At 64.7% G+C, this 26,697-nt stretch carries 23 protein-coding genes; 11 read left to right on the top strand and 12 right to left on the bottom strand.

What is annotated here, in order from left to right:
• The first annotated feature begins 2 nt into the window (after window positions 1-2).
• On the top strand, window positions 3-1,424 hold the full coding sequence (gene ntrX / locus BMW66_RS04415) for a nitrogen assimilation response regulator NtrX (RefSeq protein WP_093115810.1): 1,422 nt from the start codon (window positions 3-5) through the stop codon (window positions 1,422-1,424).
• Between the two features lie 29 nt (window positions 1,425-1,453).
• Here the strand turns inward: ntrX and BMW66_RS04410 are convergent, their stop codons facing one another.
• The gene (locus BMW66_RS04410; protein WP_093115808.1) at window positions 1,454-1,888 is read right to left on the bottom strand and encodes a hypothetical protein; all 435 of its coding nucleotides are present in this window, start codon (window positions 1,886-1,888) and stop codon (window positions 1,454-1,456) included.
• Between the two features lie 123 nt (window positions 1,889-2,011).
• Here BMW66_RS04410 and trkA point away from each other — a divergent pair, with 123 nt between their 5' ends.
• The 4 genes from trkA (at window position 2,012) to hflX (ending at window position 6,553) form a co-directional block, all read left to right on the top strand.
• Window positions 2,012-3,388 (top strand): Trk system potassium transporter TrkA, encoded by a 1,377-nt coding sequence (trkA, locus tag BMW66_RS04405; RefSeq protein WP_093115806.1) that lies wholly within the window; start codon window positions 2,012-2,014, stop codon window positions 3,386-3,388.
• A gap of 6 nt (window positions 3,389-3,394) precedes the next feature.
• Complete coding sequence (locus tag BMW66_RS04400) at window positions 3,395-4,912, top strand: TrkH family potassium uptake protein (RefSeq protein ID WP_093115803.1); 1,518 nt, start codon at window positions 3,395-3,397, stop codon at window positions 4,910-4,912.
• 130 nt (window positions 4,913-5,042) lie between these two features.
• Complete coding sequence (gene hfq, locus BMW66_RS04395; RefSeq protein ID WP_093115801.1) at window positions 5,043-5,282, top strand: RNA chaperone Hfq; 240 nt, start codon at window positions 5,043-5,045, stop codon at window positions 5,280-5,282.
• A complete protein-coding gene (gene hflX / locus BMW66_RS04390; protein WP_093115799.1) occupies window positions 5,282-6,553 on the top strand; it encodes a GTPase HflX in 1,272 nt (423 codons plus the stop codon). The genes hfq and hflX overlap by 1 nt, the downstream gene beginning before the upstream one ends.
• Here hflX and BMW66_RS04385 read toward each other — a convergent pair.
• On the bottom strand, window positions 6,540-7,715 hold the full coding sequence (locus tag BMW66_RS04385; RefSeq protein WP_093115797.1) for a cation:proton antiporter: 1,176 nt from the start codon (window positions 7,713-7,715) through the stop codon (window positions 6,540-6,542). The genes hflX and BMW66_RS04385 overlap by 14 nt on opposite strands.
• A 1-nt stretch (window position 7,716) precedes the next feature.
• On the bottom strand, window positions 7,717-10,182 hold the full coding sequence (locus tag BMW66_RS04380; protein ID WP_093115795.1) for a penicillin acylase family protein: 2,466 nt from the start codon (window positions 10,180-10,182) through the stop codon (window positions 7,717-7,719).
• Window positions 10,183-10,279: 97 nt separating this feature from the next.
• Between BMW66_RS04380 and BMW66_RS04375 the strand changes: the two genes are divergently transcribed.
• The gene (locus BMW66_RS04375) at window positions 10,280-11,158 is read left to right on the top strand and encodes an NAD(P)-dependent oxidoreductase (protein ID WP_093115793.1); all 879 of its coding nucleotides are present in this window, start codon (window positions 10,280-10,282) and stop codon (window positions 11,156-11,158) included.
• Window positions 11,159-11,209: 51 nt separating this feature from the next.
• On the opposite strand, the gene BMW66_RS04370 is transcribed toward BMW66_RS04375, so the two are convergent.
• Together BMW66_RS04370 and hemB are read right to left on the bottom strand one after the other, a co-directional pair.
• Window positions 11,210-11,770, bottom strand: coding sequence for a lipid-binding SYLF domain-containing protein (locus BMW66_RS04370; RefSeq protein WP_093115791.1), 561 nt, complete (start codon window positions 11,768-11,770; stop codon window positions 11,210-11,212).
• Between the two features lie 113 nt (window positions 11,771-11,883).
• Entirely contained in the window at window positions 11,884-12,885 is a 1,002-nt protein-coding gene (hemB, locus tag BMW66_RS04365; protein ID WP_093115789.1) for a porphobilinogen synthase, read from the bottom strand.
• A 117-nt stretch (window positions 12,886-13,002) separates the two neighbouring features.
• On the opposite strand from hemB, the gene BMW66_RS04360 reads away from it, so the two are divergent.
• From BMW66_RS04360 to BMW66_RS04350, 3 genes are all read left to right on the top strand, one after another.
• Entirely contained in the window at window positions 13,003-13,527 is a 525-nt protein-coding gene (locus BMW66_RS04360) for a component of SufBCD complex (RefSeq protein WP_093115934.1), read from the top strand.
• Window positions 13,528-13,541: 14 nt separating this feature from the next.
• Window positions 13,542-17,003 (top strand): transcription-repair coupling factor, encoded by a 3,462-nt coding sequence (gene mfd / locus BMW66_RS04355; RefSeq protein ID WP_093115787.1) that lies wholly within the window; start codon window positions 13,542-13,544, stop codon window positions 17,001-17,003.
• 65 nt (window positions 17,004-17,068) lie between these two features.
• On the top strand, window positions 17,069-17,698 hold the full coding sequence (locus tag BMW66_RS04350; RefSeq protein ID WP_093115785.1) for a glutathione S-transferase family protein: 630 nt from the start codon (window positions 17,069-17,071) through the stop codon (window positions 17,696-17,698).
• Here BMW66_RS04350 and BMW66_RS04345 read toward each other — a convergent pair.
• The 5 genes from BMW66_RS04345 to BMW66_RS04325 all read right to left on the bottom strand — a co-directional run bounded on the left by BMW66_RS04345 (window position 17,695) and on the right by BMW66_RS04325 (window position 23,177).
• The gene (locus BMW66_RS04345) at window positions 17,695-19,350 is read right to left on the bottom strand and encodes a tetratricopeptide repeat protein (RefSeq protein WP_093115783.1); all 1,656 of its coding nucleotides are present in this window, start codon (window positions 19,348-19,350) and stop codon (window positions 17,695-17,697) included. The genes BMW66_RS04350 and BMW66_RS04345 overlap by 4 nt on opposite strands.
• A 67-nt stretch (window positions 19,351-19,417) precedes the next feature.
• Window positions 19,418-20,662: a multidrug effflux MFS transporter gene (locus BMW66_RS04340; protein ID WP_093115781.1), complete on the bottom strand. Its 1,245-nt coding sequence runs from the start codon at window positions 20,660-20,662 to the stop codon at window positions 19,418-19,420.
• Window positions 20,659-21,021, bottom strand: coding sequence for a potassium channel family protein (locus BMW66_RS04335; protein WP_093115779.1), 363 nt, complete (start codon window positions 21,019-21,021; stop codon window positions 20,659-20,661). Before BMW66_RS04335 ends, BMW66_RS04340 begins: the two co-directional genes overlap by 4 nt.
• Window positions 21,018-21,659, bottom strand: a complete 642-nt coding sequence (locus tag BMW66_RS04330; RefSeq protein ID WP_093115777.1) for a DsbA family oxidoreductase — start codon at window positions 21,657-21,659, stop codon at window positions 21,018-21,020. The genes BMW66_RS04335 and BMW66_RS04330 overlap by 4 nt, the downstream gene beginning before the upstream one ends.
• Before the next feature lie 3 nt (window positions 21,660-21,662).
• Window positions 21,663-23,177, bottom strand: a complete 1,515-nt coding sequence (locus BMW66_RS04325; RefSeq protein WP_093115775.1) for a class I adenylate-forming enzyme family protein — start codon at window positions 23,175-23,177, stop codon at window positions 21,663-21,665.
• A 65-nt stretch (window positions 23,178-23,242) separates the two neighbouring features.
• Here BMW66_RS04325 and BMW66_RS04320 point away from each other — a divergent pair, with 65 nt between their 5' ends.
• A complete protein-coding gene (locus BMW66_RS04320; RefSeq protein WP_093115773.1) occupies window positions 23,243-23,866 on the top strand; it encodes a helix-turn-helix domain-containing protein in 624 nt (207 codons plus the stop codon).
• A gap of 46 nt (window positions 23,867-23,912) precedes the next feature.
• On the opposite strand, the gene BMW66_RS04315 is transcribed toward BMW66_RS04320, so the two are convergent.
• Window positions 23,913-24,578 (bottom strand): DUF1638 domain-containing protein, encoded by a 666-nt coding sequence (locus BMW66_RS04315; RefSeq protein ID WP_093115771.1) that lies wholly within the window; start codon window positions 24,576-24,578, stop codon window positions 23,913-23,915.
• Between the two features lie 70 nt (window positions 24,579-24,648).
• Window positions 24,649-25,353, bottom strand: a complete 705-nt coding sequence (locus BMW66_RS04310; RefSeq protein WP_093115769.1) for a corrinoid protein — start codon at window positions 25,351-25,353, stop codon at window positions 24,649-24,651.
• Window positions 25,354-25,557: 204 nt separating this feature from the next.
• Here BMW66_RS04310 and BMW66_RS04305 point away from each other — a divergent pair, with 204 nt between their 5' ends.
• The gene (locus tag BMW66_RS04305) at window positions 25,558-26,646 is read left to right on the top strand and encodes a PA0069 family radical SAM protein (protein ID WP_093115932.1); all 1,089 of its coding nucleotides are present in this window, start codon (window positions 25,558-25,560) and stop codon (window positions 26,644-26,646) included.
• Window positions 26,647-26,697: the final 51 nt, after the last annotated feature.

Here is a 26,697-nt window from a genome sequence, read left to right as displayed (position 1 = left end):
TTATGAGCGACATTCTGATCGTCGACGACGAACGCGATATTCGAGAGCTGATTTCCGATATCCTGAAAGATGAAGGCTATACCACGCGGCTGGCGGGAAATTCCGATCAGGCCATGACCGAGATCGGCGGAGAGCCGCCCGCGCTTCTGATCCTCGATATATGGCTCAAGGATAGCCAGATGGACGGGATCGACATTCTCAAGTCCGTCAAGCGCGACCATCCGGATGTGCCGGTGGTGATCATCTCGGGCCACGGCAATATCGAGATCGCGGTCGCGGCGATCAAGCAGGGGGCCTATGATTTCATAGAGAAGCCCTTCAATATCGACCAGCTTCTGGTGGTCATCCGCCGCGCGATGGAAACGTCGCGCCTGCGCCGCGAGAATCTGGCGCTCCGGCGCCAGGACAGCAAGGCCGCCGAGATGATGGGCGATTCCGGTCCCTTCCGCGCCCTGGTGTCGCAGCTCGACAAGGTAACGAAATCCAACGGGCGGGTGATGCTGACCGGGCCGGCCGGATCGGGCAAGGAGTTGGCGGCGCGCTACATTCACACCAATTCCAACCGCGCTTCCGGCCCTTTCGTGACGGTCAACTGCGCCAGAATGGAACCTGACCGGATGGAAGAGGTGCTGTTCGGGCGTGAAGACACGTCCCGCGGGGTGGAGCCGGGTCTGCTTGAAGAGGCAAATGGCGGTGTCGTCTATTTCGATGAGGTGGCCGATATGCCGGTTGGCACCCAGTCGAAGATCCTGCGCGTTCTGGTGGATCAGCAGTTCCAGCGAGTCGGCGGGTCTGACAAGGTGCGGGTCGATCTGAGGGTGATCTCGTCGACCAACCGCGATCTGGAGACCGAAATTGCTGAGGGGCGCTTTCGGCAGGAGCTTTTTCACCGGCTCAACGTGGTGCCCATCGAGGTGCCGTCGCTGGCCGACCGGCGCGAGGATATACCGCTTCTGGCGTCGCATTTCATCGCCGCCTTCCACGAGACACAGGGCCTTCCCCGGCGCGAGTTGAGCGATGAGGCCGTGGCGCTGATGCAGACGATGCTCTGGCCGGGCAATGTGCGACAACTCAAGAACCTGATCGAACGGGTGCTGATTCTCGGCGACGGCAGCGGGCCGATCGAGGCGCGCGAATTGCCGAGCGACGAGCACGCCCCCGGCGATAAGGGTCGCACCGTCGTGCTTGGCGCGCTTGCCACGCTGCCCCTGCGCGAGGCGCGCGAAGCCTTCGAGCGTGAATACCTTCTGACCCAGATCAACCGTTTTGGCGGGAATATCTCGCGCACGGCCAGTTTTGTCGGAATGGAGCGCAGCGCGCTGCACCGCAAGCTGAAATCGCTTGGCGTGGTGACCTCGAACAAGTCCGGCGCGCGCGTGGCCCATGTCGGCCCCGAGTCAGAAGACGAGCAGGAGGTCGGCTGAACCTTTTGGGGGGAAGCCCCTGAGGCCGCCTAGCCGGGGCCCATCCGCAACAAGACCCGGCCCTGTTTCGTGCGCATGGTGCAGATGCTCTCGTCGAGCGGCGGCGTGCCGCGCACCACGCTGTAGCCACGCGCGTCCAGCGCCTCGCTGTCGCAGACCGGAATCGACACCCGCTCAAAGCCCTGCCGCTGCATGCACTGGCGCGTCACCCGTGCGCGCAGCCCCGCATTGACGTCGTATTCGTCATAGTCATAGCCGATGATCCGGGTGCGGCCCTTCTTGTCCTTGCCATAGATCGGGGTCACGTCGCGAACGATCTGTACCGGGGCCTTGCGCAGCGCGCTCACCTCGCATTCGGTTTCCAGCGTTTCGGCTTCGCGCAGCGGCGTGCCGGGCTTGTAGTAGGTGGAATAGCCAAGACAGCCGCAGAGCGGCAGCAACAGCACAAGGGCCAGCAGTCGCATGTTCCCCTCCTTGGAAAAGAGGTCGAGTCTGCCCGAGGGGGCAGGGCGCGTCAATCTTCCGTTTGACGCCCGCGACCTGTTCTGACACATCTTCTCTTTACGGGAAAATGCGGAGACCCACGTATGAAGGTCATCATCTGCGGCGCGGGTCAGGTCGGATGGCAGATCGCGCGCCACCTCTCGGGCGAACGCAACGACGTCACGGTGGTGGACAACAATCCCGAACTGGTGCGCCGCGCGACCGATACGCTCGATGTGCAGGGGATCGCGGGCTTTGCCAGCTATCCCGACATCCTCGACCGGGCGGGCGCGCGCGATGCCGACATGATCATCGCGGCCACCCATTCCGACGAGGTGAACATGGTCACCTGCCAGGTGGCCCATTCGGTGTTTTCCATCCCGCGCAAGATCGCGCGTCTGCGGGCGCAAAGCTATCTCGATGCGATCTATTCCGACCTTTACCGACGCGATCACATGCCCATCGACGTGGTGATCAGCCCCGAACAGGAGGTGGCCGAGGCCGCGCTCAAGCGGATGTCCGCGCCAACGGCCTTCGACACCGAGACGTTTCTGGGCAACAGGATGCAGATGCTGGGAATCGCGCTGGATGAGGACTGTCCGGTGCTCAACACCCCGTTGCGCCAGCTTTCCGATCTGTTCTCCACCTTGTCTGCCGTGGTTGTCGGGGTGCGGCGCGAGGGCAGGCTTTTCGCGCCCGAACCGAAGGATCAGCTTTTCGCCGGCGATGATATCTATGTCTTCACGCTGATTTCCGATGTCGGGCGCACCTTTGAAGTGTTCGGCAAGAAACCGAGGAAACAGGAGCGCGTGATCATTATCGGCGGCGGCACCGTGGGCCTGATGGTGGCGCAGAAACTCGAAGCGCGGGCAGATCGCGTCCGCGCCAAGGTGATCGAACGGGACCGGGCGGTGGCCGAACGCGCCGCCGAGGCGCTGGAGCGCACCATCGTGCTCAACGGGGACGGGCTCGATGTGGCGTTGCTGTCGGAGGCATCGGTCGATCGGGCGGATGCCATACTGGCGCTCACGGATGACGACAAGACCAACCTTCTGGCATCGGTGCGGGGCAAGTCGCGCGGTTGCGGCATGGCGATCGCGCTGATCAACGATCCGTCCTTTGTCCCGCTGATGAAGCCGCTTGGAATCGACGCCTACATCAATCCGCGCGGCACGACCGTCAGTTCCATCCTGCGCCACATTCGTCATGGCCGGGTGCGCGATGTCTATTCCATCGGCGATGCCGAGGCCGAGATCATCGAGGCGGAAGTGCTGTCCACCTCGCCCATCGCGGGCCGGCAGGTGCGCGACATCGACTTCCCGGAGGGGGTGCTGATCGGCGGTATTCTCAAGGACGGCGATATTCTCAAGCCCCGGGGCGGGACGCGCATAGACGAGGGCGACGTGATCGCACTCTTTGCGCTGTCGGGGGATGTGCCGGAGGTCGAGCGCCTCTTGCAGGTCTCGATCGACTACTTCTGACCCGCCATGATCGCAGCAATCGCCCAATGGCCGCTTTTTCTTCTGCTCACAGGGGTGGCGGCGCTGTCGATGTTCGTGCCGGCCGCGCACGCGCTGGCGCTGGAGTCCTTTCACGAGGCACGGACCTTTTTCTATGGCGGTCTGCTTCTGTTGATGGCAACGGGGCTGGTGGGAATCGCCCTTTCGGGCCGGACCGGGGCGGCCAGAACGCGTCACCACCTGCTTGCCCTTTTCGCGGCGCTCACCATTTTGCCGCTGGCGCTTGCGGTGCCGTTTCATGAAGTCGTGCGCAACACCTCCTTTCTGAATGCCTATTTCGAGATGGTCTCGGCCTTCACCACCACGGGGGCGACGCTGTTTCCGGCGCCCGACCGGCTGAGCCCGACGCTGCATCTGTGGCGGGCGCTGGTTGGCTGGCTTGGCGGGCTGATGATGTGGGTAGCGGCGACGGCGGTGTTCCTGCCGCTCAACCTGGGGGGCTATGAGGTCACATCGCGCGGTGAGCCGGGGCAGCATGTCTCCTCCAGCGGTCAGATGGTGCTGGCCGATCCGGCGCGGCGGTGGCAGCGCGCGTCGGCCGTGCTGGTGCCGGTCTATGCCGGTCTCACGCTGGCATTGTGGGTGATGCTTCTGATCATGGGCGACCGGCCCCTTGTCGCGTTCAGCCATGCCATGTCCACAATGGCCACGAGCGGCATTTCCCCCATCGGCGGGGTGCAGAACGCCGGGTCCGGTCTGGGTGGGGAGGCGGTGATCTTCCTCTTCCTGACCTTCGCGCTGTCGCGGGTGACCTATGCCAGCGATGCCGGCATCCACCGAAGCGCCAAGGTGATCGAGGACCCGGAGTTGCGCCTTGGTGCCCTGATCGTGCTGGGCGTTACGGCGGTTCTGTTCCTGCGGCACTGGGTCGGTGCCTATGATGTTGACGAGCAGGAGAATCTTGTCGGTGCCCTGCGCGCCGCGTGGGGCACGCTGTTTACCATCCTGTCGTTTCTGACCACGGCGGGGTTCGAAAGCACCGAGTGGGCCGCGGCGCGCGACTGGTCGGGCCTTGGCACGCCCGGGATGATCCTCATGGGGCTGGCGCTCATGGGGGGCGGTGCGGCCACCACCGCCGGGGGGGTCAAGCTGCTGCGCGTCTATGCGCTTTATCTTCAGGGGTTGCGCGAGATGGAAAAGCTCGTGCAGCCCTCGTCGGTCAGCGGGGCGCGTCTGCGCGCGCGCCGGATACGGCGGCAGGGGGCGGTGATCGCCTGGGTGTTCTTCATGCTCTTTGCCATGTCGCTGGCCGTTGTCACGCTGGTGCTCACCGCGCTGGGTATCGGCTTCGAGCAGGCCATCACGCTTTCGGTCGCCTCGCTGACGACGACGGGCCCGATCACGCGGCTTGCCGGGGATGTTCCGGTGGACCTTCTGGCGCTTGCGCCCGCCGTGAAACTGGTGCTTTGCGCCGCGATGGTTCTGGGCCGACTGGAGATGCTGGCCATCATTGCGCTGCTTGCTCCGGGGCTCTGGCGGAACTGATGCGAATGCGTCACGCCCCCTTGAAACTTCTTGTATTTTGCTATGGCATGTCAGGACGATGCACGACATACTCTGGCCCTGAAAATGATTTGGCTCCCGGGCACGACATAAGAACAAAGGCGTATAAACGATGGCTTCGGATCGACAGAACCTTCAGGACGCATTTCTCAATCATGTTCGCAAGACCAAGGTTCCGGTCACGATATTCCTGATCAATGGCGTGAAGCTTCAGGGTGTGATCACCTGGTTCGACAACTTCTGCGTGCTTCTGCGCCGCGACGGGCAGAGCCAGCTTGTCTACAAGCACGCCATTTCCACGATCATGCCAGCGCAGTCCATCAGCCTTTATGAAGGCGATGACGGCACTTGATGGAGCATGATCCGCAGATCACCCGCGCGTGGGTCCTGCATCCCGAGATTACCAGCGCCTACAAGCGCCGCGAGCCGGCCCGCGCCCTGCAAGAGGCTGTTGCGCTTGCCGAGGCGCTTCCCGGTCTGGAGGTCGCGGGATCGGAAACGGTGCGCCTGTCCCGGCCTCATGCCGGAACGCTTTTCGGCTCCGGCAAGATCGCCGAGATCGGAGAGAAGCTCGCCGAGCAGGAGATCGGTCTCGTCCTGATCGACGGCCCCGTCACGCCGGTGCAGCAGCGCAATCTGGAACGGGCGTGGAAGGTGAAACTTCTGGACCGGACCGGGCTGATTCTGGAAATCTTTTCGGACCGGGCCCGCACCCGAGAAGGTGTGTTGCAGGTCGAAATGGCCGCGCTTTCCTATCAGCGCACCCGGTTGGTGCGCGCATGGACCCACCTTGAACGACAGCGCGGCGGCCTTGGGTTTGTCGGCGGTCCCGGCGAAACGCAGATCGAGGCCGACCGCCGCGCCATCGACGAACAGCTCGTGCGCCTGCGCCGTCAGCTCGACAAGGTGGTCAGAACGCGCGAGTTGCACCGCAAGGCGCGCGCCAAGGTGCCGTATCCGATTGTCGCGCTCGTCGGCTATACCAACGCCGGTAAATCGACGCTGTTCAACCGCCTGACCGGGGCGGACGTGATGGTCAAGGACATGCTGTTCGCCACGCTCGACCCGACGATGCGGCGTCTTGAACTGCCCGAAGGCCCGGAAGTGATCCTCTCCGACACGGTCGGGTTCATCTCCGACCTGCCGACAGAGCTTGTCGCGGCCTTCCGCGCCACGCTCGAAGAGGTGCTGGCCGCCGATCTGATCGTGCATGTGCGCGACATTTCCCACCCCGAGACCGCAGTTCAGGCCGAAGATGTACGCTCTATCCTTGCCTCTCTGGGCGTTGAGGAGGAAGCGCCGATACTGGAGGTCTGGAACAAGATCGACCTTCTGGATGCCGATGCCCGCGACGCCGCCCGCGCCCGCGCGGCGCGCGACGATGCGGTGCTTGCCGTGTCCTCCACCACGGGCGAGGGCGTGCCGGCGCTGCTTGCCGCGGTGTCCGATGCGCTTCAGGGCGCACAGCACCAGACAGAGCTGCATCTGGGTTTTTCCGAGGGGCGCAAACGCGCATGGCTCTTCGATCACGATCTGGTTCAGAACGAACGCCAGACGGACGACGGGTTCGAAATCACGGTGCTCTGGACCGCGAAGCAGGAGGCGCAGTTCAACGCGCTCTAGGCCCGATCGCCCGGCTGATGGCCACTGCGGCGACCACGGGTCCGAGCAGTTCGAAGGCCACCGTGGTCCCCACGGCAAGCGCCATGATCGTGTCGGCCTGATCGGGCATCTTGTCGGACGCGATCAGCGCCATGCCGATCGCCACGCCCGCCTGCGGCAGCAGCGCAGGGCCATACCATGGCCGCTCCCGCCGCGGCACGCCCGAAAGATGCCCCCCGGCCCAACCACCCGCGATCCGGCCCAGCACGCGCAAACCCGCATAGGCCACACCAACTCCGCCAACACCCAGCAATGCCCAGGCATCGAGCGAGGCACCGGCCAGCACGAAGAAGATGATCATGAAGGGCCACTCGAAATGCTCGATCTCGTGAAAGGCCTTGGTGTGATGAGTGGCGACGTTCACGATCACCGCGCCCACCGTCATCCCCGCGATCAGATAGGACAGGTTGAGCCAGATCGACAGCCCGGCGGTCAGAAAGATCAGCCCCAGCCCCTCGATCCGAAGCGGCTCACCTTCCGACATGCGCCCGGTCAGATAAGCGGCCGGAAGCCCGATCGCGAGCCCCAGCGCCACCGAGCCGCCGATCTCCTGCAGCGAGTGGAGCAACGCGCTGCCCCCCGCATCCCCCTGTTCGATGAACTGTGAAAGAACCAGCGCAAGGCTGAAGACGATCAAACCCCAGCCGTCATCAATCGCCACGATTCCCTTGAGCCTGTCGGTAAACCCGCTCGCTCGCCCCGACTGGTCGATCACGTCATAGATCGCCGCGGGGTCGGTCGCCGTGGCCATTGCCCCGAGGATCAGCGCCAGCGCCAGCGGCACCCCGATAAGCCAGAGTCCGGCCGACACCACCGCCAATGTCACGATGACCACCGACAGCGACAGCATGATGATGGCCTTGCCATGCGTCCTGAGTGTCTCGAGCGACAGCGCGCTGCCCAGAAGGAAGGCCACCGCGCTCAGTGCGATGACGCTCACGGTGGGATAGAGCTGCGTGACCCTTTCGGGAAGCAGATCGAACCCCGCCTTGCCCACGACCAGCCCGCACCCCAGCAATAGCGTGACCCGTGGCAACCATGTGCGCCGGCCGATCCAATCGGCCCCGAGGCCGGCCAAAAACAGAAGGCCGAGCGCGATCAGGGGCAGAGCGGGCGCCTCCATGTCAGCGCCGGGGGCGGAGTGTCGTCGTCCCGACCGCCGCCGCCCGCGCCAGATCGGCGTCAAGCGACATCGGGATATACTCCCCCCGCCGCCAAAGCTGGGCGAAATCATCGTAGTAGCGCGACAGGAAATGCCCGGATTGCCCGGTGGACGTGATGAAAACGGAACTGTCCGGATCGGCGAAATCATAGATCCCGCGATAGCCTGCTCCGTGCACATTGGTGAAGGGGGCGGGCTCCTTGCCGCTGGTTCGACCCCGCAGCAATGTGTTGTCACCGCCGCTTGTGGATTGCCGGATATTCACGAAATACCGCAGAACCGGCACCTCCCCCAGAACGGGGTGATCATGGGTCGCCTGATGCGCATCCCCCCAGCGCAGCGTTTCAAGCTGTCGGCCATGATGTTCGGCAATCCAGAGCAGCGCATCATCGAGCGCGAGCCGCGCCATGTCGGCGCAGGTTTCCTCGGTTGCGCTCCGGATCACGTTGCACCACGCCGCAGCGCCGTCGATGTCGCGGAAGACCCGCTCTATGAACAGCGGCTCCACATGGGTGAATTCCTCCGCCAAAGTTCCGATCTCATCGCGGATCAACCGCTCCTGCAAGGCCCGTAGCCATGCCGAGTAGATAAGCGGCTCTGGCATGTGCTCGTTCATTTCGCCATTCCATTCGGCCAGAAGGGCTAAGGCGCGCTGGCGCTGCCGTTCTGGCGTGCCCTTGGGCGCGGCTTCTGCGGTGAACCACAGGTCCGCCCCGATCAGCGGCAGAAGCGATCGTGCCGCGGAGCTCACGGTGTCAAGCTGCGCTTCCATGAAGCTGTCGCGGGTATGCACCTGCCGGCCCTGCATCAGCCGCTGCCAGCGTTTCACCCGCTGGCTGTCACCCCAGCTGTAGGAGACATGGAGCGGAAAGGGCCGCTCCACGATCTTGTTGTTGGTATTGCCAAGTATACCGCCCACCGGCGCGACGAACTCGGGATTCGCCGAATAGTCAAAGTGCCCTTGCCAGCGGTTCTCCGGCTGCCAGCCGAGGCTGGGAAGACGCCCCTTGCTGCGATGCGCGTCCTCGCGCCGGGGCATGGCCCCGATCAGCTTCAGCGCGATGCGTTCGTCATCGACCAGCGTGAGGTTCTGCGCCGGGGCGATGAACGCCTCGCCGGCGTCGAGCGCCTCTTCGATGTCTGCCGCGCCCATCAGCGCGATGGCGGCGCTCATCGACGTGTCCTCACCGCTCAGCGCGGTCCAGCCGAGCGCGGGCACATGACCCGGCGGCGTCACCGCGCCAAGGCTGTAGTGACTTGCCGGCAGCACCGGGCCGTTGTCGCTCCAGCGCAGGGTGAGCGTGACCGGCGCTTCATCCTTGATCTCAATGATGGTCTTGCGTGTCTCGAACGGCTTGAACCCGTCAGGCGTTCGGTATTCCTGCGGGTTGTCGGGGTCGAGTTCCTCCATGAATACGTCCTGATCGTCGAGATAAGAGGAAGTCAGCCCCCACCCCAGCCGCGCGGAGCGTCCCACCAGAACCGTGGGCAACCCCGGAATCGTGCCGCCGATCACACCGCCCGATTGCAGCTCCAGCCGCGCCAGATACCATGTCGACGGCGCGGAGAAGCCAAGATGCGGATCGTTGGCCAGAATCGTTCCCCCCGCGGCAGAGCGTGACGTCGCCGCGGCCCAGGCGTTCGATGCCCCGGCAAAGGCACGCGGCTTGAACGGTGACAGCGGATGATCGGGCAGGGGGGTGGTCTTTGCAAAGCGCGGCATTTCGGGCATGAGCGCGGAATACTCCGGCAGCGCCGCGATCCCGCTTCCCGGCGCATCGGGCATGATGTCGCGAAGCCGCTCCGGATCCGGCAGGGCGATTGACACCCGGGCGCGCAGCACCTCTTCCTCAAGGTGGCTGGACAGTTGCAGTGCCATCAGCTTCAGGATCACCAGCGAATCGGCGGGTCGCCACGGGGCCACCGCATGTGGAAACAGGAACATTTCCGGGGCGCCGCGACCAAGCGCATCGCGGTTCACCTCGTCAATGCGCGCATTCACCCCCTGCGCGTAGGCTTCAAGAAGGTCCACGGTGCGGGTGTCCTGGGCCTCCACCGAGGAACTCGCCAGCCGGTACAGATCCAGCCGCCGCAGGAGTTTGTCTATATCGAGCGTGCGCGATCCGAAGATCTCCGAAAGGCGCCCCTGTGCGGTGCGCCGCAGCATGATCATCTGCCACAGACGGTCCTGCGCATGGGCGTAGCCAAGGCCATGGAACACGTCGGCGTCCGTTTCTCCGAAGATATGCGGCACATTGGCATTGTCCCGCATGATTTCCACCGGCGCGGAAATTCCCTCGACGCGCAGCGTCTTGTTGTAATCGGGCAGGGACCGCGACGCGAGGTAGTACACCACCGCGATCGCCAATGCGATCAACACCACGAACCCGCCAGTGATCCGCAAAAGCCATCTGAAATAGAATGCCATGCCGTGTTGTCCCGCCTCGTTTTTTGCGATTGTCTCTTGCAGTCTGCCGTCCCGGGCGGGACAAAGACTACGACGAAAGCAGCGAAGGGGAAAGCAGATGACGAAGATTGCATTTCTGGGACTTGGTGTCATGGGCTATCCGATGGCCGGGCACCTGAAGGCTGCCGGACATGATGTCACGGTCTACAACCGCACCGCCGCCAAGGCGGAGAAATGGGTTGCCGAGCATGGCGGCGCGATGGCCGCCACCCCGGCAGAGGCCGCCGAGGAGGCCGAGATTGTTCTGGCCTGTGTCGGCAACGACGACGATCTGCGCCAGGTCTGCACCGGCATGGGCGGGGCCTTCGAGACGATGGGCGAGGGCAAGTTGTTCGTCGATCACACCACCGTATCGGCCAAGGTCACGCGCGAGCTTTACGAGGCGGCGGCGGGCAAGGGCGTCGGTTTCGTCGATGCGCCGATCTCCGGCGGACAGGCGGGCGCCGAGAACGCGCAGCTGTCGATCATGTGCGGCGGCGATCAGGATGCCTACGACCGTGCCGAGCCGGTGATGCAGACCTACGCCAAGATGTGCCGTCGTATCGGTGAAAGCGGCGCGGGCCAGATGACCAAGATGTGCAATCAGATTGCCATAGCCGGGCTGGTGCAGGGGCTGTCCGAGGCGCTGCATTTCGCCGAACAGGCCGGGCTTGATGGCCGCGCGGTGGTCGAGGTGATCTCTCAGGGGGCCGCCGGGTCCTGGCAGATGTCGAACCGTTACGAGACGATGCTGGATGATCATTTCGAACACGGCTTCGCGGTCAACTGGATGCGCAAGGATCTGGGGATCTGCCTGTCCACCGCCGATGAGACTGGCGCGACCCTGCCGGTGACCGCGCTGGTGGATCAGTTCTACAAGGATGTGCAGGCGATGGGTGGCGGCCGCTGGGACACGTCGAGCCTGTTCAAGCGCCTGCGCGCCCTTGCCGGCGACTGATCGCTCCAGAACGCGGGATTGGCGGGGCACGTGTCCCGCCAATCCGAAGGTTCACGGAATGACGCGGGTGTATTTCGTTCCCTCGAGTGTCAGCCCCGCCCGAAGCCCCGCACGCCCGAAAATCACCCCGATCACGGGCGAAAGCACCGTCGTGGTATCCGCGCTGGCCGAATTGCCTTCGTTGAGCACGACGAATTCCGCATCCCCGCCAACGGCCCATCCGCTTGAGCGGCGGAACTGCGACAGCGCCTCTTGGGTCATGAAGAACAGGACGTGCGCATATTGTTGCGCGCCGATCTGAAATCCGAAATTCGCCTTCGCGGACGAGTAGTAGTCGACCGTCACGTCATCGACCAGAAGCGCACCGCGCCCATAGCCGCCGCCAAAGCCGAAGCCCGCCTCCGTCACCAGCGGCATGACCAGCATGCCCGCCGACTTCTCCTTCAGATCCACGGTCCCGGGATAGTTGGAATACATATGGTTGAGCGTGGTTTGCACCCGCGCGTCGATCTCTGCCGGCCCCCGGCTTCCGATGCCGTTGCCGCATGCCGCGGTCAACCCAAGGCTCGCAAGCCCGGTCAGCGCGGCCCGCCGTGTTGTGATGATGCTCATGTTTTCTCTCGCCTGACTGTTGCCTCTGCCGCCGGGTTTGCCCCGATCGGTATGGGGCGAGAGTATAGACAGCCCACGCGCCGCTGTCACCTTGCATCTGGACGCTGGCAGCTTCACGCCTGTTGCAGAAGCCGTGCCGCCGCCGGGGCGAAATAGGTCAGGATGCCGTCGCAACCCGCCCGCTTGAACGCCAGAAGGCTTTCCATCATCGCGCGATCCCCGTCGATCCAGCCGTTCTGCGCCGCCCCCGCGATCATCGCGTATTCGCCCGACACCTGATAGGCGAAGGTCGGCGCGCCGAAGGTATCCTTCACCCGGCGGCAAATATCGAGATAGGGCATCCCCGGCTTGATCATCACCATGTCCGCCCCCTCGGCCAGATCGCGCGCCACAAGGCGCAGCGCCTCGTCGGAGTTGGCCGGGTCCATCTGGTAGGTGGTCTTGTCCCCCTTGAGCGCGCCCGATGCCCCCACCGCGTCGCGGAACGGTCCGTAAAAGGCGCTGGCGTATTTCGCGGCATAGGACAGCAACGTGACGTTGCTGTGCCCGGTCTCTTCCAGCGCCCGGCGCAGCGCGCCGATGCGCCCGTCCATCATGTCGCTGGGCCCGATGATGTCGGCCCCCGCGTCGGCCTGGCTCAGCGCCTGCTTGACCAGCGCCTTCACGGTGGCATCGTTCACGATCTCGCCCTCGACGACGAACCCGTCATGGCCATCGCTGTTATAGGGGTCGAGCGCCACATCCGTCATCACCGCGATGTCCGGCACGGCGGCCTTGATGGCGCGGGTCGCGCGGTTCGACAGGTTGTCGGGATTCCACGCCTCTTCGCAGCCGGGGGTTTTCTTCGCCGGGTCGGTATAGGGAAACAGGCAGATCGCCGGAATACCAAGCGCCGCCGCCTCCTGCGCGGCCTCCACCACCTTGTCGACAGAGCGGCGGACAACGCCGGGCATCGAGTTCACCGGCTCTTCCACGTCCTCGCCGTCGCGCACGAAAACCGGCCAGATCAGATCCTGAACACAAAGCACGTTCTCGCGCACCAGTCCGCGCAATGCGGGGCTCTGGCGGGTGCGGCGAAGACGCGCGGCGGGGAAGGGGGCGACGGTCGGGGTCATGACACTCTCCGGGAATTGCGACCTGTCTGACCTGCCACGGAAATTCGCGCATCTCAAGGGTAGGAATTGCCGCGCGCCCGCGCTATGTCGGGGTGCTATTTCAAGGGACATCGCACGTTGCACTGGTATCAGACGGTTTTCGAACTCATCGACATGCGCAGTTTCACCAACCTGTGGTATTGGGTGGCGCTTGCCGTGATGTGGTCGTCGGCAAGCCATTGGGTGCTTGGCGTGCCCTATGACATGATCCTGCGCGCGCGGCGTCAGGGCGGCGCGGCGCAGCGCGACCTTGAGGATATGGTGCGCATCAACACCAACCGCCTTTTGCATTTCGGGCGCAGCTCGGGCGTGATGATGGTCAGTTTCGGCTGCTTCATGTTCACCATCATTGTCGTTCTCGGCTTCTGGTATCGTCTCGAGTTCGCGCAGGCGGTGTTTCTGCTGCTCTTCCCGCTGTCGCTTGTCGGGATAATGGGCATCAACACCGCGCGGCTGATCCAGTCGGGGCAGGAACGTGGCGAAACCCTGCACAAGCGCCTTGCAAAGCATCGGCTCTGGACACAGGTGATCGGCATGCTCGCCATCCTCGTCACCTCGATCTGGGGGATGTATCAGAACCTACAGGGCTCACCGCTGCACTGAGCGATACAGGCATCATGACCAAGACAACGCATATCTCCGTCGGCGGGGCGCCCGAAGGCTTCGATGCCCGGCTGATCCTCGATGAACTGGGCAAGACGGGCCGCCCTGTGGCCCATGTCGCGCGCGATGACAAGCGGCTGGCGGCGCTGCGCGCGGCGCTGGCCTTTCACGCGCCCGATATGCCGGTTATGACCTTTCCGGGCTGGGATTGCCTGCCGTATGATCGGGTTTCGCCCAATGCCGACATCTCCGCCACGCGGATGGCGACGCTGGCGGGGCTGGTGCACGGAATGCCGGACCGCTTCATTCTTCTGACCACGCTGAACGCGGCGACACAACGCATCCCCGCGCGTGAGGTTCTGCGCGATGCCGCCTTCACCGCCCATGTCGGCGAACGCATCAACGAAGAGGCGCTGCGCGGTTTCCTCGTGCGCATGGGGTTCTCGCAGGCCCCCACGGTGATGGAGCCGGGCGACTATGCCATTCGCGGGGGCATCATCGACATCTTTCCGCCCGGGGAGAGCGGCCCGGTGCGGCTCGATCTGTTCGGCGATGTGCTCGACGGGGCCCGACGCTTCGATCCCGCGACGCAGCGCACCACCGAGAAGCTCAAGGTGATAGAGCTTGCCCCGGTCTCCGAAGTGATCCTTGACGAGGCGGCGATCACCCGGTTCCGGCAATCCTATCGGATCGAGTTCGGCGCGGCGGGCACCGACGATCCGCTCTATGAGGCCGTGAGCGCGGGGCGCAAGCATCAGGGGATCGAACATTGGCTGCCGTTCTTCCATGAGCGGTTGGAGACACTGTTCGACTATCTTCCAGATGCCACGATTACCCTTGACGATCAGACGGATGCGGTGCGTCTTTCACGTTGGGACGGGATCGTTGACCAGTATGAGACGCGTCATCACGCCCTTGGCCAGAAGTCGCGGATCGACACGGTCTACAAACCCGTTCCCCCCGAACTTCTCTATCTCGACGACGACGCCTGGGACGCGGCGCTCTCGGGCCGCCGGGTGCTGCATTTCCACCCGCTGCCCCAGGCCTCCGGCCCCGGCGTGATCGACGCGGGCGGACGCATCGGGCGCAATTTCGCTCCTGAGCGACAGCAGGAAAATATAAGTCTTTTCAAATCTCTGGCGGATCATGTTCGCGCGAAACTTGAAAAAGGCCCGGTGCTCATCGCCTCCTATTCCGAAGGCGCGCGCGAACGCCTGACCGGGCTCATTGAGGACGAAGGGCTGGCCGAGACGATCGCAATCGGTGACGCCACGCGCATCGGCAAACGCGGGCTTTATCTCGCGGTCTGGCCGCTGGAGCATGGCTTCGAGACGCCCGACATGACGGTGATCTCGGAACAGGACGTGCTTGGCGACCGGCTTATCCGCGCCCCGCGCAAACGCCGCCGCGCCGAGAATTTCCTGACCGAGGCGCAATCGCTCTCGCCCGGCGATCTGGTGGTGCATGTGGATCACGGAATCGGCCGCTATCGCGGGCTGGAGGTGATCACCGCCGCTGGCGCCGCGCATGAATGCCTGAACATCGAATATGCCGAACAGGCGCGGCTTTATCTGCCGGTGGAGAATATCGAGCTGCTGTCGCGCTACGGCCATGAAGAGGGTCTGCTCGACCGTCTGGGCGGCGGCGCGTGGCAGGCCAAGAAGGCCAAGCTCAAGGAACGCATCCGCGAGATGGCGGACCGGCTCATCCGCGTGGCCGCCGAACGCGCCCTGCGCTCCGCCCCGGTGTTGGAGCCGCCCCACCATGCGTGGGAGGCCTTCAGCGCCCGCTTCCCCTATCAGGAAACCGACGATCAGCTCAGCGCGATCGAGGATGTGCTGGGCGATCTGACCTCCGGACAGCCGATGGACCGCCTGATTTGCGGCGATGTCGGCTTCGGTAAGACAGAGGTGGCCATGCGCGCCGCCTTCATCGCTGCCATGTGCGGACAGCAGGTCGCGGTGATCGCGCCCACCACGCTGCTCGCCCGCCAGCATTATCAGAGCTTCGCGGAGCGGTTCCGCGGCTTCCCGCTCGAGGTGCGCAGCCTGTCGCGTTTCATTTCCGCGAAAGAGGCCGACAAGACCCGCGAGGGGCTGGCGCGGGGCACGGTGGACATCGTGATCGGCACCCATGCGCTTCTGGCCAAGGGGGTTCGGTTCAAGAGCCTCGGCCTGCTTGTCATCGACGAAGAGCAGCATTTCGGCGTCACCCACAAGGAGCGCCTGAAACAGTTGCGCTCTGATGTGCACGTCCTGACCCTGACCGCCACGCCGATCCCGCGCACGCTTCAACTGTCGCTCTCGGGGGTCCGGGATCTCAGCATCATCGGTACGCCGCCGGTGGATCGCCTCTCCATCCGCACCTATGTGAGCGAGTTCGACGCCATGACCGTGCGCGAGGCGCTCTTGCGCGAGCACTATCGCGGCGGGCAGAGCTTCTATGTCGTCCCCCGTGTCTCCGACCTGCCGGACATCGAGGCGTTCCTGCGCGAGCAGGTGCCAGAGGTAAGCGTAGTCACCGCCCACGGGCAGATGGCCGCGGGCGAACTCGATGACCGCATGAACGCCTTCTACGATGGCAAATACGATGTGCTTCTGGCCACGACCATCGTGGAATCCGGTCTCGACATTCCCACCGCCAACACCATGATCATCCATCGCGCCGACATGTTCGGCCTTGCGCAGCTCTATCAGATCCGAGGTCGCGTGGGCCGGTCCAAGACCCGCGCCTATGCCTATCTCACGACGAAACCGCGGTCTCCGCTGACACCGGCCGCCGAAAAGCGGCTGCGCGTTCTGGGCTCACTGGACACGCTGGGCGCAGGGTTCACCATCGCGTCGCAGGATCTCGACATTCGCGGGGCCGGCAACATTCTGGGCGAGGAACAGTCCGGACAGATGCGCGACGTGGGCTATGAGCTTTACCAATCCATGCTCGAAGAGGCGATTGCCAAGATCCGCTCGGGAGAGAGCGAGGGGCTCACGCAGGACGATGACCAATGGGCGCCGCAGATCAACCTTGGCGTCTCCGTTCTCATCCCCGAGGATTACGTGCCCGATCTCGATGTGCGTCTTGGATTGTATCGCCGCCTTAGTGGCTTGCATGATAAAGTTGAACTGGAAGGCTTTGCCGCCGAATTGATCGACCGTTTCGGAAAACTGCCGCGCGAGGTCAATACCCTCCTGCTTGTCGTGCGCATCAAGGAGATGTGCAAACGCGCCGGGATCGCCAAGCTCGACGGCGGGCCCAAGGGGGCGACCATCCAGTTTCACAACGACAGGTTCGCCTCGCCCAAGGGGCTGGTGGAATTCATCGAGGATCAGAAAGGGCTGGCCAAGATCCGCGACAACAAGATCGTGGTGCGCCGCGACTGGAAGGCCGAATCCGACAGGATCAAGGGCGCCTTCGCCATCGCCCGCGATCTGGCCGAGAAGCTGGCGCAGGAAAAGAAAGCGGGCCAGCCGAAGAGCTGAGCGCTCGACATTTGCCGCGCTGTGGTCAACCCTGCCCGCATCCATACGAGAAAGGACCGGCCCCGATGATCTTTTACGATTGCGCCACCGCCCCAAGCCCGCGCCGCGCGCGCATGTTTATCGCGGAAAAGGGGCTCACGCCGGAGACGCGCGAGATCAGCATCGCGGCGGGAGAGCAGCTTGTCCCGGAGTTCCTTGCCGTCAATCCCCGTGCCACGGTGCCGGTTCTGGTCACGCGGGACGGCACGGCGCTGACAGAAAACCTTGCCATCGCCACATACCTCGAAGAGAGCCATCCGCACCCCCCGCTCATGGGGGAGGGGGCCGAGGAAAAGGCCGCCGTGATGATGTGGACCGCCATCTGCGAGACGCAGGGCGGGCAGCCCATCGCGGAAACGCTGCGCAATTCCAATCCGCATATGCGGGGCCGCGCGCTGCCCGGCCCGGTGGACTATGACCAGATCCCCGAACTGGCCGAGCGCGGCCGCGCCCGCGTCGCGCAGTTCTACGACCTGCTGGAGGACCGGCTGACAGGTCGCGATTTCCTCGCCACGGATCGCTTCACGCTGGCCGACATCACCGGCTACGTGTTCTGCGATTTTGCCCGCGTGATCCGGATGCGCGTGGACGACACGCACCCGGCGCTGAAGCGCTGGTATGATGCCATCGGCGCCCGTCCCAGCGCCGCGCTCTAACCGGCCATCGCCGCCTGCGCGCAGGCGCAGGAGGCGCGCGCAACCCGGTCCGCCCGAGCCTGCGCGAGGGCGAGCCTTTGGGCGACCTGCACGATCTCTGTTTCTTCACCTCTTGCCTCAAGGCAATCGTGCAACCCCTTGAGGGACCATATATTATCCGGGTGAACCGTGGCCCTTGAAAGTTGCCCACCAAGGCCCAGATCCTCGCGGTAGACCGCCTCCGCCTCGGGCACGCGCCCCTGTTCGAAAAGCAGCGCGCCAAGCGCGTGCCGCGCCGGCTGCATCCAGCCCCAGGGCTCGTCATAGGGCAGCGCGTCATCGCGCGCGACCGACCGGCGCAGCGCCGCGAAGGCCGCCTCATACTCGCCCTTACGATAGGCGATCTCTCCGCGCAGCATGTCCGCCGCGATCTCCAGCAGGTCCACCACCCGGTTGTTGTGCAACAGCCGCGTGTGCGGCACCCGCGCCCTGGCCGCGTGGAAAAGCCGCTCTTCGGCTTCGGCCTGCGCGACATGGCCAAGCGCCGCATGGGCCACGCCGCGCGCGTAATGCACATGCGCCACCTGCGTGCAGTAAAGCTCCGGATCGTCCGGCAGCGGCAGCCGCGTGGCCTCTTCCCACCGGCCAAAGCGGATCAGGACGTGCGGCTCCATCGCGAGGAAGGCTTCGAAATAATCGGCCATCGGCGGGCTTTCGATGCGCAGCATATCCTCGGGCGTTGTCTCGACAATCTCCCGCAAGGCTTCGCGCGCCGGTTCGATCTGTCCCAGAAACAGCGCGCCATAGATGATGAAATGGTAATTGTGCTGCCGGTAGCCGGTATAGATGTTGAGCGCGCCCTCGCGCTCGTAATATTTCAGATCGGCCTCCACCGCCTTGCGGTTCCAGTAGACGACATCATGATACTGCCCGCACAGCACGTCGATATGCGTGGGCATATGCACCAGATGCCCGGCATCCGGCACCAGCTCGCGCAGCGCATCGCCGGCCCTGAGCGCCTTTTCCGGCGTGGGCGACATCTCCATCAGGTGAATGTAAAGATGCAGCAGGCCGGGATGGCGCATCGCCTCCGGATCGGTCTCCAGCGCCTTTTCCAGAATTGTCTGACATTCGATCGTGCTGGCGCCCTGCGCCGGTTGTCCGCTCGCCAGATCCCACATGTTCCACGGCGTGCGGTTGAGCAGCGCCTCGGCGAACACCGCCCGCAAATCGCGGTGATGCGGATGGGCGGCGAACACCGCGCGCATGGCATCGGCAAAATCATCGTCCCAGGCGGACATGTCGGCGATCGGCTCGCGCTGCGGGTAGCGGGCGGGCAGGGCGCGGATCAGCGCGGCCTCCTCCGCGCTCACCCCGTCCAGACAGGTTAGCGCCGCCTGCGTCGCGTCATAAGCGGCCGCCAGCGCCGCCGCGCGGCCCGCCTCGTCAAAGATCTTCCATGGCATGTTGTAATTGGGGCCAGAGGCATAGGCGACACCCCAATGCGCCATCGCGCACTGCCGATCATGCTCCAGCGCGCGCTGAAAACAGGTCACCGCCTCGGCGTGGTTGTAGCCATAGGTCCAGATCAGCCCCCGGTCGAACCAGAGCTGCGCCTGCTCCGATCCGGTGGTCACCGAGCAGCTGTGCGTTCCAAGGTCGTAATACGTCATCTCATCCTCCCATCATCCCTGGGCGCCGCCCCGAAAAATGTCTGACCTTTCTTTGTTCCACAAATACTCAAATTCCGACAGCCGGGACAGGCGCGCGCTTCGCGTCCCGCGCCTCGATCCGCCGCAAATGCATCATGAGCGCAAAACCAAGGGCCGCCTCGACCCCCAGCCCCAGCGCGAGCGGCACCGGCGTGCCATTGAACAGAAGTCCCACCGGCACCGCCAGCGCCGCCCCCGCCACGGTGGACACCGCGCCCATCACGCTGGCCGCCGTGCCCGCCATGTGGCCCAGCGGCTCCATCGCCATCGCGTTGAGGTTCCCGATGGTCAGCCCCGCCTGAAAGAAGACCGTCGCCTGCCACAGCAGGAACACCGCGAAAAGCACGCCCATCTCCGGGATCACAAACCAGCACAGGACCATCGCGCCCGACAGGCCCATCTGCGCGCCAAGCGTCACCGTCACCATGACCCGCATTCCCAGACGCATCACCAGCGCCGCGTTCAGAAGGCTGGCCGATCCGGCGACGATGGCGATCACCCCGAACCAGAACGGAAAACTCGCCCCCTGTTCGAAGGTGATGTCAAACACCTGCTGCACCGTGCTGATCATCGTGAACAACATGGCAAAGCACAGCGACTGCACCATCATCGGGAGGCGCACCGCCGGGATCGCCCACATCTCGCCAAGCGCGGCCACGATCAGCCGGGGCCGGAACGGGCGGCGGTTCTCCGGTGCCAGCGGCTCGGGCAGGCGGATATGCAGCCACAGCACGGAGATCAGCGAAAACAGCATGAAGGCCGCGAACACTCCGCGCCAGCCGGTGAAGGCGATGATCGCCGCGCCCAGCGTCGGCGCGATCGCCGGCACCAGCGTGAAGACCATCATCGCAAAGGACATCATCCGCGCCATCTCGCGCCCAGAGACCAGATCGCGGATGATGGCGAGCGTCACCACCCTTGGCCCCGCCGCCCCCAGACCTTGCAGGAACCGTGCCGCCAGCACCAGTTCAAGCGACTGGGCCATCCACGCCAGCCCCGCCGACCCGATATAAAGCGCGGCCCCCGCATACACCACCGGCTTGCGTCCGAACCTGTCCGACAGCGGCCCGGTGAAGAACGTGCCCACCCCCATGCCCAGAACGAAACTCGTCAGGATGAGCTGCGCGCGGTTGACGTTGTCGGGGCTCAGCTCCGCGCCGATCTCGGGCAGCGCGGGCAGCATCGCGTCGATGGAAAAGGCGATGGTGGCGAACATCATCGCGCAGAGCGCGGTGAACTCCACGCGCGAGATCGGCAATCGGGGGGCTGTCATGGTTCGGGCCTGTCATCCTCGTTGGCGGCCTCCGGTTCCTGCTCCGCCTTGTGGTGGCCCAGTCGCGCAATCAGCCATTCGGTATGCGTAAGCCGGTTTTCTGCAGCCATCCGCCCGATTTGCTGAATCACAACGGCGAAAATTCCCAGCCCGATGAAAATGAACACCGTTGTGCCGATCTTGCCCAGCGTCGTAGCCGGGACCAGCTCCCCATAGCCCACGGTCGAAAGCGTCACCACCGAAAAGAAATAGCTGTCCACCCAGCTCCAGCCCTCGACATGATGAAAGAACACGGTCCCCGCCGCGATCACCGGCGCCAAGAGCGCCAGAAGCGCGAGAATGCGCAGCATCGGGTTCATTCCCCGTCCTGCCGCGCGTTGATCTCCGCGATCACCCGCGTCCAGAGCTCGGGCGGCTGCGCGCCGGGCACCGCGTGCTGGCCGGCCACGATGAAGGTGGGCACCGCGGTCACCCCCATTTCGCGCGCCTGCGCGTCGCGCGTGCGGATCTCCTCCACATCCGCGTCCGAGGTCAGAAGCCGCCGCACCGCCGCGGCGTCCATCCCGGCCGCGTCGGCGATATCGGCTAGAGTGTCATGCTCGCCAATATCGCGGCCCTCCTCGAAATAGGCCCGGAACAGCGCATCCACGACGTCTTGCTGCCTGCCCTCGATCCCGGCCCAGTGGATGAGCCGGTGCGCGTCGATGGTGTTGGGCGTGCGCGCGATGGCGCCGAAATCGAGCGACAGCCCCGCCTCTTCGGCTTTTTGCGCGATCTGGGCATAGGTCTTGACCGCCGCCTCCCGGCCGCCGAACTTCGCCTCCAGATAGGCGCGCCGGTCCATGCCTTCGGGCGGCATCTCGGGGTTGAGTTGAAAGGGATGCCATTCGATGGCAAAGGGCGGATCGGGCTCCGCCGCCAACGCCTGTTCCAGAAGCGCCTTTCCGATATAGCACCACGGGCAGATCGGGTCCGACATGATATCGAGTTTGATCATCGCTTAATCCTCCATCAACGCGCGCAGCGCCCGGCGCGAGAGTTTGCCATTCGGTCCGGTGGGCAGGGTATCGAGCCGCCGCCAGATGCGCGGCTGTTTGTATCGTGCGAGATTGGCCGCGGCAAAACCGGCCAGCGCCGCCTCGTCGATCGTCTCTTCGGCGGTGTAGAAGGCCGCGATCACCCGCGCGTCGCGCTTGACCTCCACCTCCGCCACGCCGACCGCGCCGATGCCCGGAAAGCGCGAGAGCGCGTGCTCCACCTCCAGCGGTGAGACGCGGTATCCGCCCGCGTTCATCATGTCGTCGGCCCGCCCCTTGTAGGTGATGTTGAAATCCGCGTCCATCTGGCCCAGATCGCCGGTCAGGAACCACTCCCCGGCAAAGCGTGCGCGGGTTTCCGTCTCCGCCCCGACATATCCGAGCATCAGCCCCGGATCGCGTGACGACACCGCGATCACCCCTTCGGTGCCGATCTCCACCGGACCGGCGTCATCCACGATGGCGACGCGCCGCCCGGCCTGTGGCCGGCCAAGGCTGTGGGCGGGCGCGGGCGCCTCGGGGCTGGCGGAAATGAACGTGGAACATTCCGACATGCCAAAGGCCTCATAGATCGCGGTGCCGGTCGCCTTGTGCCAGCCCTCTCGGATCGCATCGGACAGCTTTTCCCCCGCGCTCAGCCCATGGCGCAGATCGGGTAGCAAAATCTCGTTCTGCGCGGCAAGAATCTTGCGGTAAACCCCCGGCGCGGCGGCGAATATCGTCGCCTGATGCCGCCGCAGCAAAAGCGGCAGCGCGGCAATCTCCACCCCCGGCGCGGGGATAAGCGCGCTTGCCCCCACGCTCCAGGGATCCATCAGCCCGGTGCCAAGCGTATAGGTCCAGTTGAACGCCCCCGCATGGCACAGCCGGTCCTGCCCGCCGATCCCGTACCACCCGTCATGCATCATCCGCCGTGCCCAGATCGCGCGATGCGCATGGGCCACGGCGCGCGGGCGCCCCGCCGTGCCGGAGGTCTGGACGATATAGGCTTCCCGCTCCGGATCGCCCATCGCATAGGGTGCGCCGGGCAGATCGCGCATCGCCACCAGCCTCTCCAGCCCGATCTCGGGCACGCCCGGAGCGTCGGGGCTGGCGATCTCGGGGTCACGCAGGATCGCCCCCGGCGCGATGTCATCGACGATCCGCGCCACCTCCCCGGCGGTGAGCATGGCGGAGGTGGGCACCGGCACGATCCCCACCGCGATGGCGCCGAGATAGGCAATCGGAAACTCCACCGAATTGCCCAGCCGCATCACCACCCGGTCGCCGGGCCGCAGCCCCCGCGCCAGAAGCCCCGCGCCGGTGCCCAGCACGGCATCGCGAAGCCGCCCATAGCTCCACCGCTCGGACCGCGTGGGCGAGACCACCGAGAGCGCGATCTTGTCGGGCTGGCTCTCGGCATGCGCCAGCACATACGCGGCCATGTTGAACGGCGCGGGGCAGGGGGGCGGGGGGCCTTGATCGAAAACCGACAGCATGCGGCATTGCTATGCCGCGCCCTTGCGGGTTGCAAGTGCGCGCCGGGCGGGGCTATAGGCTCGTCATGAAAAAGACCGACCCCAGAACCCTCATCCGCGTCGCGCGAGAGGCGGGTAACGCGGAGAATCCCGAACCGCTCGATCTTGGCGCGCGGGTACGCGAGCTGCGCAAGGCGCAGGGCTGGACGCTGGAACAGGCGGCGCGGCAGGCGGGGCTGGCCCGCTCCACCCTGTCCAAGATCGAGAACGGCCAGATGTCGCCCACCTTCGACGCGCTGCGCAAACTCGCCGTGGGGTTGCAGATTACCGTGCCGCAGCTTTTCTCGCAGCCGCGCCACGGGCAGGTCAACGGCCGCATGGTGACGACGAACTCCGGCGAGGGGATGCATCAGGTCACGACGACCTATGAGCATGAGCTTCTGGCCGAAACCCTGAGCCGCAAGCAGATGCTCCCCTACCGCGCCCGCATCCGCGCCCGCTCCATGGAGGAGTTCGACGGCTGGGTGCGCCACGACGGAGAGGAGTTTCTCTATGTCCTCACCGGGGTGATCCGCCTTTACACGGAATATTATGAACCGTTCGAGATGCGCCGTGGCGACAGCGCCTATTACGACGCCGCGATGGGCCACAACGTGATTTCGATCAGCCCCGAGGACGCGATGATTCTCTGGGTTACCTCGCTGACCTGACCCGACACCCGGGGGACGGGGCCGATACCGACGCAATACCGACGTTTTACCGACGTGGTGCAGCCTCGCCTTTCGCGGCCCTTTCCAGCGCCTCCGCCAGATCGCCATAGCCGGTGAAACGCCGCTCGAAGTCGAGGCCGAGGAAGTCCGCGCAGGCCCGCGCCTTTTCGGTCAGGGCCGGATCGTCGGTCTGCGCCTGATAAACCAGTTTCGTGTAATTGCCGAAATACATGTCCCGAAGCTCCGGGTGCCGGTCAAGGCCAAGCGGTTTTGTGACGAAGGCATCGAACTGCCGGACGAGGAAATCGGTCAGGTAGAAGGCGGTGATCTCGTCTTCGCTTTTCGCGGCAAAGTCCTGATTTCCCTGGAAAAAGCTGTAACAATGGGGCCCCTGGATCATCTCCACCCCCATCTCGTCGCAGGCGCGCTGCAATGCCCCGCCGGTGCCGCAATCGGCATAGGCGACGAAGATCGAGTCGAAGCTGCCCCGGTGCTTGTCCACCGCTGCGCGCACCGCGTCCGTGATCTTGTCGGGCGTGTTGTGCAGGATCGCGGGCAGGCAGGCCAGATGCAGATGATCCCAGCCATTCGCCGCCCGCAGGTCGAGGATCTCCCGCGCCAGCGCCCCGCAGGCGATGACCAACACGCGCCCCTTGTCGGTGCCGGGGGGCAGCCCCATTTCGGTCAGATCGCTGTCGCTGATCCCGCTCATCTCATGACCTCGAAAAGCAAAGGCCCGCCAGTGGCTTGGCGGGCCCTTCCGATGTGAATGCCGAGCCCGCTCAGCCAGCGGCCATCGCATTGTGCTTGCGGGCGACATAGGCTTTCGCCGTCTCCACCGCAACGGCGGCATCGCGGCAATAGGCATCCGCGCCGATCGCCTTGCCGAACTCCTCGTTGAGCGGCGCACCGCCCACCAGCACGATGTAATCGTCGCGCCGCCCCTGCTCGATCAGCGTGTCGATCACCACCTTCATGTAGGGCATCGTGGTCGTCAGAAGCGCGGACATGCCAAGGATGTCGGGCTTATGCTCATCCAGCGCCTCAAGGTAGTTTTCCACCGGGTTGTTGATTCCCAGATCGACCACCTCGAACCCGGCGCCTTCCATCATCATGCTGACAAGGTTCTTGCCGATGTCGTGGATATCGCCCTTCACCGTTCCGATCACCATGGAGCCCATGCGCGGCGCGCCGGTTTCCGCCAGCAGCGGCTTGAGAATCTGCATCCCGCCCTTCATCGCGTTGGCCGCCAGAAGTACCTCCGGCACGAAGAGGATTCCGTCGCGGAAATCGGCGCCCACGATTGTCATTCCGCCGACAAGCGCCTCCGTGAGAATCTTGTAGGGGGCCCAGCCCCGCGCAAGCAGGATCTGCACGCTCTCCTCGATCTCCTCTCGGAGACCGTCATAGAGATCGTCGAACATCTGCTGAACCAGTTCATCGTCGTCGAGGTCCGCGAGAATGATGTCGTCGTCGTCTTCCGCCATAGCACTTCCTTGTCTGCGTAGGGTACGCGCCTGGATCTTCTTGCCGCAGCTTGTAGGGGAAGCCCTGCGACATGATGTCAAATTTGCGACACCGTCGCCTTCGCCACCGACCTATAACGGCTTTTTCAATTCCGTGTGATGGCAATTACTCATGTCAGACATGAAGAAATTGCGAATGTTCCCTCTATGTTCTATACATTGCCCATGTCAGAGCATGATCCCCTCCCGATCGACACCAACCGCCGCCGCGCCCGCGGTGCGCAAAGCAATCATTCGGGCCGTTTCGAACGCCTCGTGCGGGAGGAGACACATGACGGATGGGATGGCCCTGAAGACCGTGCCGCCTTCCGCACCTTCGTCACCACCGAACGCCCGCGCAGCGCGATCACGCGCAACACCTCTCCCGATGTGCCGTTCGATCGCTCGGTCAATCCCTATCGCGGGTGCGAGCATGGCTGCATCTACTGTTTCGCCCGGCCCAGCCACGCCTACCTCGGGTTTTCACCGGGCCTCGATTTCGAAACCCGCCTGATCGCGCGCCCCGGCATTGCGAAGGTGCTGGAACAGGAGTTGCGCGCGCGCCGCTATCGCCCCGCGCCGATGGCGTTCGGCACCAATACCGACCCCTATCAGCCCGTGGAAAAGACCCATGAGATCACGCGCAACTGCCTGAAGGTCCTGCGCGATTTCAACCATCCGGTCGCCATCGTGACCAAGGGCACGCTGATCGAGCGGGATCTCGACATCCTGTCGGACATGGCCGCGAAGGGGCTTGCGCATGTCGGGATCTCGGTGACGACGCTCGACGCGGGACTGTCCCGCGCGATGGAGCCGCGCGTGCCGCCCCCCGCCCGCAGGCTTGCCACGATCAGCGCGCTCGCGCAGGCCGGCGTGCCGGTGCGGGTGATGATGGCCCCGGTGGTGCCCGCGCTCACCGACCATGAGATCGAGGGCCTGCTCACCGCTGCAAGGGACGCGGGCGCCACGGCGGCAAGCTGGATCATGCTGCGCCTGCCGCGCGAGGTCTCGCCGCTGTTTCAGGACTGGCTTCAGGCGCACCGTCCGGACCGCGCGGCCCGCGTCATGGCCCGCCTGCGGGAGATGCACGGCGGGCAGGACTACAGTCCCGACTGGGGCAAGCGGATGCGCGGCGAGGGACACCATGCGCAGATGATCGCGCATCGCTTTCGCCTCGCCATGCGGCGGCTCGGCCTGTCCGAGGCGTTGCCGCCACTGCGCCGCGATCTGTTCGCCCCGCCGCTGGCCTGCGGCGATCAGCTTGCGCTGTTCTGACCCGTTCTCTGTTCGTCAAATACTCCCGCCGGAGGCGTCCCGACAGGATGG

The sequence above is a fragment of the Salinihabitans flavidus genome (assembly GCF_900110425.1).
Taxonomy (GTDB): Bacteria; Pseudomonadota; Alphaproteobacteria; order Rhodobacterales; family Rhodobacteraceae; genus Salinihabitans; species Salinihabitans flavidus.
This window is presented reverse-complemented; position numbering and strand designations above follow the sequence as displayed.

Bases quoted from the DNA above. Each gene is read 5' to 3' on its own strand.
- BMW66_RS04325 (WP_093115775.1), bottom strand. From the start codon at position 23,177: ATGCTGTCGGTTTTCGATCAAGGCCCCCCGCCCCCCTGCCCCGCGCCG.
- BMW66_RS04335 (WP_093115779.1), bottom strand. From the start codon at position 21,021: ATGAACCCGATGCTGCGCATTCTCGCGCTTCTGGCGCTCTTGGCGCCG.
- hemB (WP_093115789.1), bottom strand. From the start codon at position 12,885: ATGACCCCGACCGTCGCCCCCTTCCCCGCCGCGCGTCTTCGCCGCACC.
- BMW66_RS04305 (WP_093115932.1), top strand. From the start codon at position 25,558: ATGTCAGAGCATGATCCCCTCCCGATCGACACCAACCGCCGCCGCGCC.
- BMW66_RS04345 (WP_093115783.1), bottom strand. From the start codon at position 19,350: ATGACGTATTACGACCTTGGAACGCACAGCTGCTCGGTGACCACCGGA.
- trkA (WP_093115806.1), top strand. From the start codon at position 2,012: ATGAAGGTCATCATCTGCGGCGCGGGTCAGGTCGGATGGCAGATCGCG.
- BMW66_RS04330 (WP_093115777.1), bottom strand. From the start codon at position 21,659: ATGATCAAACTCGATATCATGTCGGACCCGATCTGCCCGTGGTGCTAT.
- BMW66_RS04320 (WP_093115773.1), top strand. From the start codon at position 23,243: ATGAAAAAGACCGACCCCAGAACCCTCATCCGCGTCGCGCGAGAGGCG.
- BMW66_RS04375 (WP_093115793.1), top strand. From the start codon at position 10,280: ATGACGAAGATTGCATTTCTGGGACTTGGTGTCATGGGCTATCCGATG.
- BMW66_RS04310 (WP_093115769.1), bottom strand. From the start codon at position 25,353: ATGGCGGAAGACGACGACGACATCATTCTCGCGGACCTCGACGACGAT.
- BMW66_RS04400 (WP_093115803.1), top strand. From the start codon at position 3,395: ATGATCGCAGCAATCGCCCAATGGCCGCTTTTTCTTCTGCTCACAGGG.
- BMW66_RS04370 (WP_093115791.1), bottom strand. From the start codon at position 11,770: ATGAGCATCATCACAACACGGCGGGCCGCGCTGACCGGGCTTGCGAGC.
- BMW66_RS04380 (WP_093115795.1), bottom strand. From the start codon at position 10,182: ATGGCATTCTATTTCAGATGGCTTTTGCGGATCACTGGCGGGTTCGTG.
- mfd (WP_093115787.1), top strand. From the start codon at position 13,542: ATGACCAAGACAACGCATATCTCCGTCGGCGGGGCGCCCGAAGGCTTC.
- BMW66_RS04410 (WP_093115808.1), bottom strand. From the start codon at position 1,888: ATGCGACTGCTGGCCCTTGTGCTGTTGCTGCCGCTCTGCGGCTGTCTT.
- BMW66_RS04315 (WP_093115771.1), bottom strand. From the start codon at position 24,578: ATGAGCGGGATCAGCGACAGCGATCTGACCGAAATGGGGCTGCCCCCC.
- BMW66_RS04350 (WP_093115785.1), top strand. From the start codon at position 17,069: ATGATCTTTTACGATTGCGCCACCGCCCCAAGCCCGCGCCGCGCGCGC.
- ntrX (WP_093115810.1), top strand. From the start codon at position 3: ATGAGCGACATTCTGATCGTCGACGACGAACGCGATATTCGAGAGCTG.
- hfq (WP_093115801.1), top strand. From the start codon at position 5,043: ATGGCTTCGGATCGACAGAACCTTCAGGACGCATTTCTCAATCATGTT.
- hflX (WP_093115799.1), top strand. From the start codon at position 5,282: ATGGAGCATGATCCGCAGATCACCCGCGCGTGGGTCCTGCATCCCGAG.
- BMW66_RS04340 (WP_093115781.1), bottom strand. From the start codon at position 20,662: ATGACAGCCCCCCGATTGCCGATCTCGCGCGTGGAGTTCACCGCGCTC.
- BMW66_RS04385 (WP_093115797.1), bottom strand. From the start codon at position 7,715: ATGGAGGCGCCCGCTCTGCCCCTGATCGCGCTCGGCCTTCTGTTTTTG.